Consider the following 14,334-nt stretch of genomic DNA (forward strand, 5'->3'; position numbering starts at 1 on the left):
AGGCCTCGGCCGCAACCGGTGCACGCCCGAACGGGTGCGGGTGACGGCGCGGCGCGGCAGAGTGGGGGTGTGTTGTGGGACGGTCCGAGCATCGAACTGCTGCGGGGCTTCGAGGCCACCGACGCGGGGCACTGCGTCTCCCTCCCGGTGGGCGCGCAGCACCTGCTGGCCTTCCTCGCCCTGCACGACGACGGCGTCCAGCGCGGCGCCGCCGCCGAACGGCTCTGGCCGGACTGCACCCAGTACCGCGCGGCCGCGAACCTGCGCACGGCGCTCTACCACGCGCGGCGGCGCGGCCGGGCCATCCCGATCGAGAGCCCCGGGCAGTGGCTGCGCCTCGCACCGGTGGTCCGGGTGGACCTGCGCTCCGCGCGCCGCTCCGCGCAACGGGTCGTGGCCGGCGCGGACCGGTTGCCGGCCGGCTGCGACGACCTCGTGGACGACCTCTCCGCCGAACTGCTGCCGGGCTGGGAGGAGGAGTGGCTCACCCTGGAGCGCGAGCGCTGGGACCAGCTGCGGCTGTACGCCCTGGAGAGCCTGGCCCACCAACTGTGCGACGCGGAACGCTACTTGCCGGCACTTCAGGCCGCGCTGGCGGCGATCGCCATCGACCCCGTCCGGGAGACAGCCCACCGGATCGTGGTCGAGGTGCACCTCGCCGAGGGCAACCTCGCCAGCGCGCTGCGCTCCTACCAGCACTACCGCTCGTTCCTGCAGCGGGAGCTCAACGTCGCCCCGTCGCCGAAGATGACCGGGCTGGTGCGCAACCTCCAGCGGATGTGACGGCGCGAGTCCCTAGAGCGAGCGCAGGACGGAGAGCAGCAGGTCGACCTCCTCCGGGCTGTTGTAGACGTGCAGGCTCACCCGAACCGAGCTCTCGCTCTCGCCGGCCCGCGCCTGGCAGTGGCCGTCGGAGCGCACCATCAGGCCGTGGCTGGCGAGGACGAAGCCCAGGTCGTTGGAGCCGATCCCGCGGTGCCGGAAGGTGACGATGCCCTCGCGCTGCTGGACCGCGGAGTCCGCGGCCAGGCTCGACTGGCAGCCGAGGACCTCGTACGGGTCCAGGGTCCGCAGCCCGTCGGTGAGCCGGGCGGCCAGGGCGGTGTTCCACCGCCGGATGCGGTCCGGCCCGGCGGCGTCGAGCCAGTCCAGGGCAGCCTCCAGCCCGGCGATCCCACTGGTGTTGGGCGTGCCGCTCCAGCCGCCGGGGGCGAAGGCCGGGCCCCGGGTGTTGCGGGCCCAGACCGCGCCGGTGCCGGGCAGGGCCATCGCCTTGTGCCCGGAGAAGACCACGAAGTCCACGTCCAGCGCGGCGACGTCCACGGGCAGGTGGCCGACGCTCTGCGCGGCGTCCAGGCAGATCGGCACCCCGGGCCCCACCGCGGCCCGGATGCGGTGCACGTTCATGTCGCCGCCGTACACGTGGTGCACATGGGTGGCGGCGACGAACGCCGTGCGCCCGGTGACGAGTTCGGCCAGCGCGCGGTGGTCGTAGTCGTGCGAGGCCGGGTCGTACGGCAGCTCGTGCACCGTGATCCGCACGCCCTGGCGGGCCAGCAGCCGCTGCGCCTCCAGCCAGGGCAGGGCGTTCGCCTGGTGGTCGGCGAACGGCACGATGATCTCGTCGCCGTCCCGCAGGTGGCGGGGCAGCCAGTCCAGGGCCACCGCGCGCAGCCCCTCGGTGGCGCCGCTGACGAAGTGGACGCCGGAGCGCTGCTGCGGGGCCGGGTCGCCCAGGAAGCGGGCGACCCGCACGCGGGTGCGTTCCACCAGCGCGGTGGTGGCGTTGGCCCAGGTGTACGTCCCGCGGCCGGCGTTGGCGTTGCCGGTGGTCAGGTAGCGCTGGACGGTGTCGAGCACCGCCCGGGGCTTCTGCGAGGTGGCCGCGCTGTCCAGGTACGCCAGCTCGGGGTTGCCGGTGATGATGGGGAACTGTGCCCGCAGCCCGCGGTGCCAGTCACGGAGTTCGTCAAGGGTGGTCACGGCCGCCTCCGCTCAGTCCCGGACCAGCGGCGCGCCCGCGTCGCGCCAGGCGATGATGCCGCCGGCCAGGCTGCGCGCGTCCCGGTGTCCCATCCGGGTGAGCAGCGCCGCGTACGTGGCCGACTTCTCGCCGACCGGGCAGGCCAGCAGCACCGGCTGGTGGGTGCCGAACGGCAGGCCGCCGTGCAGGAGTTCGTCGAACAGCTCGTCGACGATGTTGATCGAGCCCTCGATGTGCAGCGCCGCGTAGGCGAAGGGGCCGCGCAGGTCGACCACCAGCGGGCGCTCCTCGGCGATCCACTTCCGTGCGGCGTCGACGTCGACGACCCGGGCGGCGGCCAGTTCGGCGGGGGTCACCGTGCCCACCGAGTTCGGCCGGGCGGGCTGGTTGAACAGCTCCGGCCGGCGCCGGCGGATGTAGCTCAGGTAGCTCTCCACCCGGTCGCAGACGATGAAGACGGCGGTGTGCCGCTCGCCCGTCCCCCGCTCGGCCAGTTCGGCGTCCACGGTGCGCAGGTGGCGCAGCGCGCCGAAGAAGGCACCGCCGCCGGTCGGACCGGCCGGCAGGCCGCAGCGGCGCGCCAGGGTGAGCATGCCGTCGATGGCCTGGTCGGCGGTCACGGTGGCGATGGAGTCGTAGGTGGCCGGGTCGAACAGCCCGACCTCGTGCACCTCGTCGATGGTGCGGATGCCCGGGATGAAGTCGGACTTGTGGGCGACGAGTCCGACCACCTCCACGCCCGGGTCGTGGGCGCGCAGCACGGCGGCGACGCCGGTGGACGAGCCGGCGGTGCCGACGCAGGCGATGAAGTGCTCCGGGGCGCGGCCGTCGAGGTCCCGGACGATCTCGGGGCCGGTGCCGGTGAGGTGGGCGTCGAGGTTGAGCCGGCTGTAGTACTGGTCGGTGTGCAGGTAGCCGGAGCCGGTCTCGGAGAGCATCCGGTGGATGCGGGTGAGCGGGTCGTCGGTGTCGGTCGGGTCGAGGCACTCGGTGCGGCCGGGCAGCTCCTCGATCTCCGCGCCCAGCAGCAGGAGCAGGTCCTTGATCTCGGGGACCTTCATCCGGTTGGTGACGCTCCTGAACGGCAGTCCGTGCATGCCGGCGATCAGCGCGAGCGCCTTGGCGGTGTTGCCGCTGGACAGTTCCACGATGGTCTCGCCGCGCTCGACGGCGCCGGGGAGGGCCTCGCGGGTCATGTTCCAGGCGGCGCGGTCCTTGACCGAGCCGAACGGGTTGAGCAGCTCCAGCTTGGCGTACAGGTCGACGTGCCGCAGGCCGGTGACCGCCGGGTCGATCCGGACCAGCGGGGTGTTGCCGATCGCGTCGGTGATGCTGTCGTACCTCATGCGTTTCCGTCCCCCCGGTGTCCTGCGGCCGCCACGTCGACGGGCCAGTACTGCTCGTCCAGTCGCCACCGCCAGGCGCCGTCCTGCCGGTACGCGGCGACCTTGCGCGCGACGGGCTGGCGCAGCGCCTCGCCGGCGCCGAAGTCCATCAGGTAGCCCGCGGTGTTGGCGAAGGCGAGCAGGTCGCCGGGGGCGGGGAGGCGGGGCAGGAAGACCGTCCGGCGGGTGATCAGGTCGGTCTCCAGGCAGAGGTTGCCGATCAGGTGGACCCCGACCGGCTCCTCGGGCGGGCCGCCGGGCGCGGACGGGGTACCCCGTCGGGGGATCAGCAGTGGGTCCATCAGCACCCCGTGCTCCTCCAGGCCCACGTCCCGCGCGTTCGCCTCCAGTCGCACGAGGCACGTGCCGGCCGGTGTGTGCCGGACCTCCAGGACGCGGGCGAGCGTCGCCCCGCACTGGTCGGCCAGGGCCCGGCCGGGTTCCACCGCCAGGTCGTACAGGTTCTCCAGCAGCAGGGTGCCGAGCGGCCGTCCGAGGGTGGGCGCCGGGTGGGAGAGCAGCTCGTCCAGGTAGGCCTCGGCGGCCACCGGGCGGTGCGCCGGGTAGAGGCCGAGGGCGCCGCGCAGCCGGCCGGCCTCGGCGCGCAGCCCGTAGCCGTGGCCCTGCCAGGTGAGCGGGGGGCGCCGGCCCAGGACGGCGTCGGCCAGCTCGGTGGTGTACCGCTCCCACTGGGCGGCGTCGGCCAGGTAGTCGACCCCGAACCCGCCGCCGATGTCGATGGTGCGGGGGTGCAGGCCGCGGCGCCGGCACTCGTTCATCACCGTGATGCAGGTTTCCAGGGCGGCGGCCTTCTCCGCGATGCCGGTGGTGTCCAGGTGGTAGGCGACGCCGGTGGTCTCGACGGCGTCGCGGTGGCGTTCCAGCGCGTCGAGCAGCTCGTCCAGTTCGGCGACGTCGGTGCCGAAGCGGCTCGGCCGGGTGAGCACGGTGACGCCCGGCGCCCGGAAGCCGGACAGCCGCGGCATGACGCGCACCGGGGGCAGGGCGTGCTTGCGCACCAGGTCGGCCAGCTCGTCGAGTTCGGCGCGGGAGTCCAGGTGGACGGTGACGCCGGTGCGGGCCGCCAGCCAGAGGTACTCGCGGTTCTTCGGCCCGGTCGCCATGATCCGGTCGGGTGCGCAGCCGGCCCCGAGCACGTGCTGGAGTTCGGCGAGCGAGGCGACGTCCAGTCCGGCCTCGGTGGCGGCGAGCCGGCGGACGAGGGCGCTGGAGCGGTTCGCCTTGTGGGCGAAGTGGATCCGGCCGGTGAGGTGGTGCTTGCGGTAGACGGCCTGGAAGCGGGCCAGGTTGTCCGCGATCTGTTCGGGCAGGAGCAGGTTGAGGGGGGAGCCCAGGGCGTCGGTCAGCGTGTGCAGGAGGTCGCGTTCCTGCAGGAGGGATCGGAGCGGGGCCTCCAGTCGTGGTTCGAGATACAGCGGTAAGGGCCGCATGCGAAACCAGCTCTCCCTGAGAAGTCGGCGTGCGGGGGCCGCAGCCGCCGACAGGCTGCCCCGTGTCGGCCCTCGTCCCCCCGGCGGTCCGCGCGTCGGTGTGGCGCGCGGGCGGTCGGACACCCGCGCGCGGCTCCCACCGCGGAGGCGTCGGCGACCTCGGGCAACGGTAACCCTTTCCCTGGGTGATCGACAGGGCGCTTTCTGTCACGCCATCGCAAAGACTGTGCCGATCCGGAACCCGCCTCCTTCACAAGGGCCGTGAGCAGGGCTCAGCGCAGCGCGACCAGGACGGAGCTGGTGCCGTACTGCCACACCGGTCCGGCCTGGCGGAAGCCCGCCTCCCGCAGCAGTTCGCCGTGCCGGGCCGCCGACAGGCCGTTGCCGGGGCCGTCGGTCGGGGGCAACTGCCGCTCGCGGGCCGTCAGCAGGTCGGCGAACTCGGGGACCCGCCCGGCCGCGGCCCACCACTGGGACCAGTCCTCGGCGGCGCCGGTGCCCTTGCGCCGGGCGCGGCGGCGGCCGATCGCGAGGGCGAGTTCGGCGAGCGGCCGGTCCTCGGGGATGAGGTGGTCGCCGTTGACCAGGACGCCGCCGGGCCGCAGTACACCGGCGAGGTCGCGGTAGATCCCGAGCAGCGCGTCCGGCAGCGGGTAGTGCAGCGCGGTGGTGGACACCACGGCGTCCAGTGGGCGGTCGAGGCCGAGGTCCTCGACCCAGCCGGGCCGCCCGATCAGGGTCTCGACCCAGCGCGCGATCTCGGGGTGCCGGGCGCGGCCGAGGGCGAGCAGCAGCGGGTCGATGTCGACGGCGAGGATCTCGGCGTGCGGCAGGCGGGCCGCGACCCGTGCCGACAGCGAGCCGGGGCCGCTGCCGAGGTCCGCGACGAGCGGCCGCCGCCGGCGGCCGACGGTCTGTTCCAGGACGTCGGCGATGACGGTGAACCGCTCCTCGCGTTCCACCGCGTACCGCTCCTGCTGGCGCTCCCAGCGGTCCACCCAGGCGCCGGCCAGGGCGGCGTCCACTCGCATCCCGACTCCCGCCGTGTCCGTGCGCATTCGAGGCTTCGCCTTCCGCCCATGTTTGTCATGTTCATCGGGCTCCGCAACCGGTTCGGTGCGGGAGCTCCAGCGAAACGATATCCGTTTTCATGTGAACCTTTCCACTCGAAGCGTCCGCAGCCGCTGCACCCCGGGAAGCGATCGCAGGACCGCCACGGCGCGGGCAGCTGCTGTTCCGGCGGTGTTCAACCGGGCGCTCCTGACGGCGGCAGGTCAACCCCCTAGGTTCCCTGGGGAACTGCGAGAAGGAGCCATGAAGGAAACCCAACCTGCCGTACGCGCCCGTGGACTGACGAAGTGTTTCGGCGACGTCGTCGCGCTCGACGCCATCGGGCTGGAGCTGACACCGGGGCGGATCCACGGGCTGGCCGGGCCGAACGGCGCCGGGAAGACCACCCTGCTCGGGCTGCTGCTCGGGCTGGCCGTCGCCGACGGCGGCGAGCTGGAGGTGCTGGGCAGCCCGGTCGGCCGGGCGCTGCCGGCGCCGCACGGGGTGGCCGGCTTCGTGGACGGGCCCGGGCTCTACCCCTCGCTGACCGCACGGAAGAACCTCGCCGCGCTCGCGACGCTGCGCGGGCAGAGCGACCGGGCCGACCGGATCGACGCGGTGCTGGCCGAGGTCGGCCTGAGCGAGGTCGCCGACGACCGGGTGCGGGGCTTCTCCCTGGGCATGCGGCAGCGGCTCGGACTGGCCGCGGCGCTGCTCACCGAACCCCGGCTGCTGGTCCTCGACGAGCCGTCCAACGGCCTGGACCCGGCCGGCAAGCAGCACGTGCACGGGGCGCTGCGGCGGCTCGCCGCCGACGGCGTCACGGTGGTGCTCTCCAGCCACCGAATGGACGACCTGGAGGCGCTCTGCGACGAGGTCACCATCCTGGCGACCGGGCGGGTCCGCTTCTCCGGCCCGCTCGCCGAGTTGGCCGCCGGGCACCGCGAACTCGACCACCGGCTGCTCACCTCCGACCCGGCCGCCGCGCGCCGGGTGGCCGCCACCGTCACCGGGGTGCGGGTCCTGGCCACGGCCGAGGCGGGACGCGCGGCCGAGGCGCTGGTGGTGCGCGCGTCCGGGCCGGCCGTCGAGGAGCTGGTGGCCGCGCTGGTGCGCGCGGGCGTACGGGTGCGCGAGGTCGCACCGGTGGTGCCGCCCCTGGAGGCGGCGTTCCTGGCCCTGACCGAGCAGCAGGAGGACGGGCGATGAGCAGTGTCGCAGCCGGACGTGCGGTCGCTGTCGTCGCCGCCGAACCCGGGGCCCGCCCGGTGCCGGTGGCCCGGGTGTACCGCTTCGAACTGGTCAAGCTGCTCTCGCAGTGGCGGATCAGACTGCTGATGCTGGCCTGCTGGACCGCCCCGGCGCTGTTCACCGCCGCCGTCGCCCAGCAGGGCACGCTGCCCTCCGACACCCTGTTCGGCCGCTGGATGCACGCCACCGGCTGGGCCGGGCCACTGGTGGTGCTGGGCTTCGCGGGCTCCTGGGCGCTGCCCCTGCTGACCTCCGTGGTCGCGGGCGACGTCTTCGCCGCCGAGGACCGGCTCGGGACCTGGCGGCACCTGCTGGTGACGGTCCGCTCGCCGCGGCGGATCTTCGCGGCGAAGGCCCTGGCCGGCGTCACCGTGATCGTGCTGCTGGTGGTCGCCCTGGCGGTCTCCGGCGCGGTCGGCGCTCTCGCCGCGGTCGGCGACGAGCCGCTGGTCGGCGTGGACGGGCACCTGCTGTCGCCGTCGGCCGCGGCCGGGAGCGTCCTGCTGGCCTGGGCCTGCGCGCTGGCGCCCACCCTGGCGCTGGCGGGGCTCGGACTGCTCGGCTCCGTCCTGCTGGGCCGTTCGCCGATGGGGCTTCTGGTCCCCGCGCTGGCGGCGGTCGCGATGCAGCTCGCCCAGGTGCTGCCGCTGCCGGTGGCGCTGCGCCTCGCCCTGCCCGGTTACGCCTTCGTCGCCTGGAACGGGCTGTTCGCCGAACCGGGCCGGCTCGACGAGTTGCTGGTCGCCGTCGCGGTCAGCCTGGTCTGGGCCGCGGTCGCCACCGCGGCGGCCTACCTGCTCTTCGTCCGGCGGGACTTCACCACCGGCAGCGAGGACGGGGTGGGGCGCCGCGCGCTCTCCCGCGGGGTGCTGCCGCTGGCCGGGCTGCTCGCGCTGACCACCGGTGCCGTCGCGGCGGCCACCCCCTCGACCGGCTCGGGGATCTCCCAGGCGAAGGTGCAGCAGGAGGTCGCCACCGTGTTCGCGCACCTGTACCGGCTGCAGACCGAGCAGCTGCACCGCCCCGCCGTGACGGAGGCCGAGCTGCGGGCCGGCGCGGCCTGCCAGCGGGGCGACGGCCAGGTCGACCCGGAGGGGCCGGGCAACGACTGGCGCTGCGTGGTCACCTGGCACCTGCCCGGGACGGACGCGCCGGGGACGGCCGTCTACCAGCTCGACGTGGCCTCGGACGGACGGCTGACGGCCGACGGCGACGGCCCGAAGGAGGTGAACGGCTACTTCCTGGTGCACACCCCGACCGGGGACGCACCGAACCCGCTGTGGCAGTTCGACGGTCAGGTCGCACTGCTCGCTTCCCCAACGAACGCACCGAATCCAACGAAGGGCTGACGCCATGCAGGTAACGCGTCGTCGACGCAGCCGGAACGAGCACGTGGTCCTCCTCGGCCGCCGGGTGGGCCGCCGGGCCGCACTCGCCACGGCCTGCATCACGGCGGTGGCCGTGGCCACCGGTACCGCTTTCGCGAGCACCCAGCAGTTCGGCACCGACCGGGTCGGCCAGACCACCGCCGACGGCCTGGTGATCTCCAGCGACCAGTACCTCGCCCCGTACGGCAGCCGGCAGGTGATCGACAACGGCAAGATCACGGGTTCCACGGTCAGCCCGGACGGCGGCCACCTGGCCGCCGCGGTCGCCGACGGCGACTCGGCACTGGTCGTGGTGGACCTGAAGACCGGCAGGGTGCAGCAGCGCGTCGGCACCAACAAGGCCGACGAACTGCGCATCCCCAACGGCTCGGTCGGCCAGGAGTCCCCGGTCTACTCGCCGGACGGAAAGCAGCTGTGGCTGGGCCAGCTGGACGGCTACACCCGGTTCACCGTGCAGCCCGACGGCACGCTCGCCAAGCCGGTGGCGGTGCCGATCCCGGCCGATGGCGACAAGCACGCGCTGGCCTCCGGCGCGGTGTTCTCCGCCGACGGCTCGACGGTGTACGCGGCGGTCAACGGACAGAACCGGGTGGTGGCGATCGACGCGGCCACCGGCGCGGTCAGGCGGAGCTGGACGGTCGGCAACGCGCCGCGCGGCGTCGTGCGGGTCGGCGGCAAGCTGTACGTCTCCGACGAGGGCGGCCGGGCGGCCACCGCCGAGGACACCACGGTCAACTCGTACGGCACCCAGGTGCCGGCCGACCCGGCGACCGCCGCCACCACCACCGGCACGGTCAGCGTGATCGACCCGGAGTCCCCGGCCGCGGCCGTCGGCTCCATCCCCGTCGGCCTGCACCCGACCGCGCTGTACGCGAAGAACGGCGTGCTGTTCGTGGCCGACACCGCGAGTGACGAGGTGTCGGTGATCGACACCGCGCACGACAAGGTCGTCCAGACCATCTCCACCAAGCCGTGGCCGGAGGCCTCCGTCGGCTACGAGCCCACCGCGGTGACGCTCACCGAGGACGGCCGCCTGCTGGTCACCCTCGGCCGGGCGAACGCGGTGGCCGTCTACCGCTTCGCCGGCGCGCAGGAGCCGGTGAGCTACGTCGGCCTGCTGCCCACGGACTACTTCCCGGCGGAGGTCGCCACCGTCGGCTCCACGGTGATCGTCTCCAACACCCGTGGCATCGACGCCCGTCGGCCCAACAGGACCGGTGCCCACAAGACCCACGACACCACCTCCAGCCTCACCTCCTTCACGCTGCCGAGCGACAAGGAGATCCGCGCCCAGACGGCCAGGGTGTTCCGGCAGAACGGCTGGACCAACAACGCGGTCAAGCTCGCCAACGGCCACAAGGCGAAGGCCGAGCCGGTGCCCAAGCGGATCGGCGACCCGTCGCCGATCAAGCACGTCTTCCTGATCGTCAAGGAGAACCGGACCTACGACCAGGTCTTCGGCGACGTCGCCCGGGGCAACGGCGATCCCAAGCTGGCCCAGTTCGGCGCCGACGTGACACCCAACCAGCACGCGCTGGCCGAGCAGTTCGGGCTCTACGACAACACCTACGACATCGGCACCAACTCCGCCGAGGGCCACAACTGGCTGATGCAGGCGGACAATCCGGAGTACACCGAGTCCTCGGCCGGCGAGTACGAGCGCAGCTACGACACCGAGGACGACGCCCTGGGCCACCAGCGCTCCGGCTTCCTGTGGACGGGCGCGCAGGCCGCGGGCCGGACCGTCCGCGACTTCGGCGAGTTCCACCAGTTCCTGGACAAGCCCGCCGACGCCACCTGGCAGAACCTGTACTGCGACGCCAAGACCATGGACGAGACCGGACAGGGCAGCGCCTACGCCCTCAAGTCCTCCTCGCCGATCCCCTCGCTCAACAGCGTCTCGGTGCCCGGCTTCCCGAAGTTCGACACCGACGTGCCGGACCTCTACCGCTACCAGATCTGGAAGCAGGACTTCGAGCGGAACGGCCCGGCCGACCTCAACATGCTGTGGCTCTCCAGCGACCACACCGGCGGCCCGGCGAGCCCGGCCGCCCAGGTCGCCGACAACGACCTGGCCACCGGGAGGATCATCGACGAGATCAGCCACAGCGAGTACTGGAAGGACTCGGCGATCTTCGTCGTCGAGGACGACTCCCAGGCCGGCCTCGACCACGTGGACGGCCACCGCGCCCCGATCCAGATCATCAGCCCCTGGGCGCAGCACGGGGCCGTGGACAGCCGCTACTACTCGCAGATCACGATGGTCCGCACCGTCGAGCAGATCCTCGGGATCCACCCGATGAACCAGAAGGACAGCGCGGCCACCCCGATGACCACGGCCTTCACCGACCGGCCGGACTACACCCCGTTCGACGCGGTGCCCAACCGGACGGCGCTGACCGACGGCCTGAAGACCCCGCCCTCCTGCGGCCTCGACGTGCCCGGGCAGCAGGACCTGCGGGCGGCGGCCGCGCCGGCCACGACCGCGCCGCCGGCGGCGGAGCAGGCCGTCGCGGCCCGCTGGGACGTCTGGAAGTCGCAGCAGCGGCTGACCGGCCCGAACGCGGTGCCGGACCACGCCAACCCGGCGCAGATGGAGCACCTGGTCTGGTACCAGACCCACAACTGGACCACGCCGCATCCGGGCGAGGACGCGGTCCTCGCCCCCGAGGACGTGCCCGGCGCCTACCTGCCGTCGCCGGAGAACGACGGCTGATCCCGTGCCGCAGCCGGGGCCCGGGTCGCGCTTTCGACCCGGGGCCCGCGCGCTCCCGGCCCGGGGCCCCACGCACCCGCCCGGACCAGCCGGACTGCGCACCCGGGGTGGTCGGCACCAGGCTGGACCCCGGAGCCCGGTGACGGCGGACCACCGATCGGTGCGATCCTCCCCGCCGTCGAGTCGAGGAGGAGTCATGGCCGACCAGCCTGAGGAGAAGGGCCGCATCGTGGTCGGGGTGGACGGCTCGGAGTCGTCCGAGCGGGCGCTGCGCTGGGCCGTGCGCCAGGCGGAGCTCACCGGCGCCGCGGTGGTGGCGGTGATCGCCTGGGAGTACCCGACGTACCACGGCGCGCGCGGCTGGTTCCCCCCGGCGGCCACCGACGAGCGGGAGCTGGAGGGCAAGGCGCGCCAGGAGGCCGACCGGGCCGTGCGGCAGGCCGTGGGGGAGGACCCGCCGGTCGAGGTGCGCACCGAGGCGCGCTACGGCTCCCCGGCGGGATCGCTGGTCGAGGCGGCCCGGGGAGCGGACCTGCTGGTGGTCGGCAGCCGCGGCCTCGGGGGCTTCAAGGGCATGCTGCTGGGCTCGGTGGCCCAGCACTGCACCCGGCACGCCGGCGTCCCGGTCGTGGTGGTCCGCGACGAGGGGCAGTGAGCGGCCCGCAGGCCCGGGAGCCGTCCTCCGGTGAGGGGGCCTCAGACGAAGAGCACGGTGGACGCCGACGGGACGGCCAGTGAGCCCACCCGGCGCGGGACGCCCGTCACGCCGTCCACGTCGAACCAGGTGACGTCGCCGGAGTGCTCGTTCGCCGCGTACAGCCGGGTGCCCGTGGGGCCCAGCACCAGGTCGCGCGGCCGGCGGCCCCCGCAGGGCACCGAGGTGAGCACCCGGGCCCGCTCGCCCGTCCCGTCCAGGGCGAGCACCACGATGGTGTCGGTGCCGCGCTCCGCCGCCCACAGGAACCGGCCGTCGGGGGAGACCACCGGGGCCGAGGGGGAGACCGGGCCCTGGACGCCGTCGGGGAACAGCGGGACCTCCGCGACCGGTTCGAGCGCCCCGGCCCCGGCGTCCCAGCGGCAGACCGTCACGACGGGGCGCAGCTCGCCGAGCACGTACGCGTGCCGCCCCGAGGGGTGGAAGGCCAGGTGGCGCGGCCCGGTGCCGGGCGGCAGCGCGGTCTCCCCGTGCGGGGTCAGCCCGCCCGTGGCCGGGTCCAGGGCGCAGATCCGTACCGAGTCGGTGCCGAGGTCGACGCTGAGCACCCAGCGCCCCGACGGGTCGGGGAGCACCTGGTGGGCGTGCGGGCCCCGTTGGCGGTCCGGGTCCGGGCCGCTGCCCCGGTGGCGCAGCACGCCGCTCGGGGGCCGCGGGGTGCCGTCGGCGGCGAGCGGCAGCACGCTGACGCTGCCGGAGCCGTAGTTGGCGGTCAGCAGGTGGCCCCGGCTGACGCTCAGGTGGGTGGGCTCGTCCCCGTCCACCGGTACGGGGCCGCCGAGCGGCCGGGGCACCGGACCGGCGATGTCGTAGGCGGTGACGGCGCCCGGCGCGGTCTCGGAGACGGCGTAGAGCACCGGGCCGCCGTCCGCGGCCCGCCCGAGCGCGAGGTAGGACGGGTCGACGGCGTCGACGACACCGGTGGCGGTGAGGGCGCCGGTGCCGGGATCCGGCGAGGCCAGGACGATCCCGCGCCCGCCCGTCGAGGTGAACGAGCCGATGAAGGCCCGCTCCGCGCCGCTGTCCGCCATCGCAACCTCCGCTGTCCGCCGTCCGTCGCCCGCCGTGCGCGCTCAGACGCTAGCAGCCGTCCCCGCCGCGCCCGGGGCAGGAGCACGCGTTCTTTCACCGGAATGCACCGCTGCCGGGGGCGGCCGGATCGCGCGGCGGCCCGATCCCCGGGAACGTGGGAGCCGTTGGCCGCGCGGCCGGTCACGGCCGCCCGGTGGGGCGGGATCCGTGCAGCCCCGTAGCCCCGTGGTGGTGCGACAGCCCCGTGGCGGCGCGGCAACAGGAAGGACGGGCCAGTGAAGGCCTTCGTGATGAAAGAGATCGGGCGGGTCGGCTTCCTGGAGAAGCCCGTGCCGGGGCCCGGTCCGAACGACGCCGTGGTGCGCACGACCCGGGCGCTCATCTGCACCTCCGACTCCCACACCGTCAAGGGCGGCATCGGCCCCCGGGAGAACCTGACCCTCGGGCACGAGGCGGTCGGCGTGGTGCACGAGGTGGGCAGCGAGGTGAAGGACTTCCGCCCCGGCGACCGGGTACTGGTCGGCGCCATCACGCCCGACTGGGGAGACCTCGCCTCCCAGAACGGCCACCCCTCGCAGTCCGGCGGGCCGCTCGGCGGCTTCAAGTTCGCGAACCTCAAGGACGGGGTCTTCGCCGAGTACTTCCACGTGAACGACGCGGACGCCAACCTCGCCCGGATCCCCGACGCCATCTCCGACCAGGACGCGGTCTACTGCGCCGACATGCTCTCCACCGGCTTCATGGGCGCCGAGCACGGCGCCATCCCGGTGGGCGGGACGGTCGCCGTCATCGCCCAGGGGCCGGTCGGCCTGATGGCGACGGCCGGGGCCAGGCTGCGCGGCGCCGGCCTGGTCATCGGGGTCGAGTCGGTGCCCAGCCGGCAGAAGCTCGCGCGGACGTACGGGGCGGACGTGATCGTGGACTTCACCCGGGAGGACGTGGTCGAGCGGATCATGGAGCTGACCGGCGGGCAGGGCGTCGACACCGCCATCGAGGCGCTCGGCGCGGACGCGACGTTCCAGACCTGCGTCAAGGTCACCAAGCCCGGCGGCACCATCTCCAACACCGGCTACTTCGGCGAGGGCGAGTTCGTCCGCATCCCGCGCGTCGAGTGGGGCGTCGGCATGGCGGACAAGACGATCGCGACGGGGCTCTGTCCGGGCGGGCGGCTGCGGATGGAGCGGCTCCTGCGGGTGCTCGCCGGCGGGCGCCTCGACCCGTCGCACATGACGACCCACGAGTTCGCCTTCGACGACATGGAACGGGCCTTCGAGGTGTCGGACAAGAAGCTGGAGGACGTCGTGAAGGTGATGATCACCTTCTGAACCAGCCCCCCGCGGACCGTGTCCGCGGTGATCGACC

The 14,334-nt window shown here is 74.0% G+C and carries 11 protein-coding genes; 6 read left to right on the forward strand and 5 right to left on the reverse strand.

Annotated features, from left to right (window positions below; all coding sequences use genetic code 11):
- Positions 1-69 precede the first annotated feature (69 nt).
- On the forward strand, positions 70-783 hold the full coding sequence (locus ACWDBE_RS00840; RefSeq protein WP_449806714.1) for an AfsR/SARP family transcriptional regulator: 714 nt from the start codon (positions 70-72) through the stop codon (positions 781-783).
- Between the two features lie 12 nt (positions 784-795).
- Here ACWDBE_RS00840 and ACWDBE_RS00845 read toward each other — a convergent pair whose 3' ends face one another.
- The 4 genes from ACWDBE_RS00845 to ACWDBE_RS00860 all read right to left on the reverse strand — a co-directional run bounded on the left by ACWDBE_RS00845 (position 796) and on the right by ACWDBE_RS00860 (position 5,851).
- The gene (locus tag ACWDBE_RS00845) at positions 796-1,983 is read right to left on the reverse strand and encodes an aminotransferase class V-fold PLP-dependent enzyme (RefSeq protein ID WP_449806715.1); all 1,188 of its coding nucleotides are present in this window, start codon (positions 1,981-1,983) and stop codon (positions 796-798) included.
- 12 nt (positions 1,984-1,995) lie between these two features.
- On the reverse strand, positions 1,996-3,330 hold the full coding sequence (locus tag ACWDBE_RS00850) for a pyridoxal-phosphate dependent enzyme (protein WP_449806716.1): 1,335 nt from the start codon (positions 3,328-3,330) through the stop codon (positions 1,996-1,998).
- Complete coding sequence (locus ACWDBE_RS00855; RefSeq protein ID WP_449806717.1) at positions 3,327-4,820, reverse strand: Y4yA family PLP-dependent enzyme; 1,494 nt, start codon at positions 4,818-4,820, stop codon at positions 3,327-3,329. Before ACWDBE_RS00855 ends, ACWDBE_RS00850 begins: the two co-directional genes overlap by 4 nt.
- A 272-nt stretch (positions 4,821-5,092) precedes the next feature.
- The gene (locus ACWDBE_RS00860; RefSeq protein ID WP_449806718.1) at positions 5,093-5,851 is read right to left on the reverse strand and encodes a class I SAM-dependent methyltransferase; all 759 of its coding nucleotides are present in this window, start codon (positions 5,849-5,851) and stop codon (positions 5,093-5,095) included.
- A 283-nt stretch (positions 5,852-6,134) separates the two neighbouring features.
- Between ACWDBE_RS00860 and ACWDBE_RS00865 the strand changes: the two genes are divergently transcribed.
- The 4 genes from ACWDBE_RS00865 (at position 6,135) to ACWDBE_RS00880 (ending at position 11,880) form a co-directional block, all read left to right on the forward strand.
- Entirely contained in the window at positions 6,135-7,079 is a 945-nt protein-coding gene (locus ACWDBE_RS00865) for an ABC transporter ATP-binding protein (RefSeq protein ID WP_449806719.1), read from the forward strand.
- Positions 7,076-8,470, forward strand: coding sequence for an ABC transporter permease (locus ACWDBE_RS00870; RefSeq protein ID WP_449806720.1), 1,395 nt, complete (start codon positions 7,076-7,078; stop codon positions 8,468-8,470). Before ACWDBE_RS00865 ends, ACWDBE_RS00870 begins: the two co-directional genes overlap by 4 nt.
- 4 nt (positions 8,471-8,474) lie before the next feature.
- Positions 8,475-11,225 carry an alkaline phosphatase family protein gene (locus ACWDBE_RS00875; protein WP_449806721.1) on the forward strand — a complete coding sequence of 917 codons (2,751 nt, stop codon included), beginning with the start codon at positions 8,475-8,477 and terminating at the stop codon, positions 11,223-11,225.
- A 196-nt stretch (positions 11,226-11,421) separates the two neighbouring features.
- Complete coding sequence (locus ACWDBE_RS00880; RefSeq protein ID WP_449806722.1) at positions 11,422-11,880, forward strand: universal stress protein; 459 nt, start codon at positions 11,422-11,424, stop codon at positions 11,878-11,880.
- 41 nt (positions 11,881-11,921) lie between these two features.
- Here the strand turns inward: ACWDBE_RS00880 and ACWDBE_RS00885 are convergent, their stop codons facing one another.
- Entirely contained in the window at positions 11,922-12,971 is a 1,050-nt protein-coding gene (locus ACWDBE_RS00885) for a lactonase family protein (RefSeq protein ID WP_449806723.1), read from the reverse strand.
- A gap of 276 nt (positions 12,972-13,247) precedes the next feature.
- Here ACWDBE_RS00885 and ACWDBE_RS00890 point away from each other — a divergent pair, with 276 nt between their 5' ends.
- Complete coding sequence (locus ACWDBE_RS00890; RefSeq protein WP_449806724.1) at positions 13,248-14,297, forward strand: NAD(P)-dependent alcohol dehydrogenase; 1,050 nt, start codon at positions 13,248-13,250, stop codon at positions 14,295-14,297.
- Positions 14,298-14,334 lie beyond the last annotated feature (37 nt).

The organism is Kitasatospora sp. NPDC001132 (assembly GCF_053598415.1).

What these genes read in the sequence shown, in the direction of transcription:
- ACWDBE_RS00850 (WP_449806716.1), bottom strand. Translation starts at nt 3,330, where the DNA reads ATGAGGTACGACAGCATCACCGACGCGATCGGCAACACCCCGCTGGTC.
- ACWDBE_RS00855 (WP_449806717.1), bottom strand. Translation starts at nt 4,820, where the DNA reads ATGCGGCCCTTACCGCTGTATCTCGAACCACGACTGGAGGCCCCGCTC.
- ACWDBE_RS00865 (WP_449806719.1), top strand. Translation starts at nt 6,135, where the DNA reads ATGAAGGAAACCCAACCTGCCGTACGCGCCCGTGGACTGACGAAGTGT.
- ACWDBE_RS00860 (WP_449806718.1), bottom strand. Translation starts at nt 5,851, where the DNA reads ATGCGAGTGGACGCCGCCCTGGCCGGCGCCTGGGTGGACCGCTGGGAG.
- ACWDBE_RS00870 (WP_449806720.1), top strand. Translation starts at nt 7,076, where the DNA reads ATGAGCAGTGTCGCAGCCGGACGTGCGGTCGCTGTCGTCGCCGCCGAA.
- ACWDBE_RS00885 (WP_449806723.1), bottom strand. Translation starts at nt 12,971, where the DNA reads ATGGCGGACAGCGGCGCGGAGCGGGCCTTCATCGGCTCGTTCACCTCG.
- ACWDBE_RS00880 (WP_449806722.1), top strand. Translation starts at nt 11,422, where the DNA reads ATGGCCGACCAGCCTGAGGAGAAGGGCCGCATCGTGGTCGGGGTGGAC.
- ACWDBE_RS00875 (WP_449806721.1), top strand. Translation starts at nt 8,475, where the DNA reads ATGCAGGTAACGCGTCGTCGACGCAGCCGGAACGAGCACGTGGTCCTC.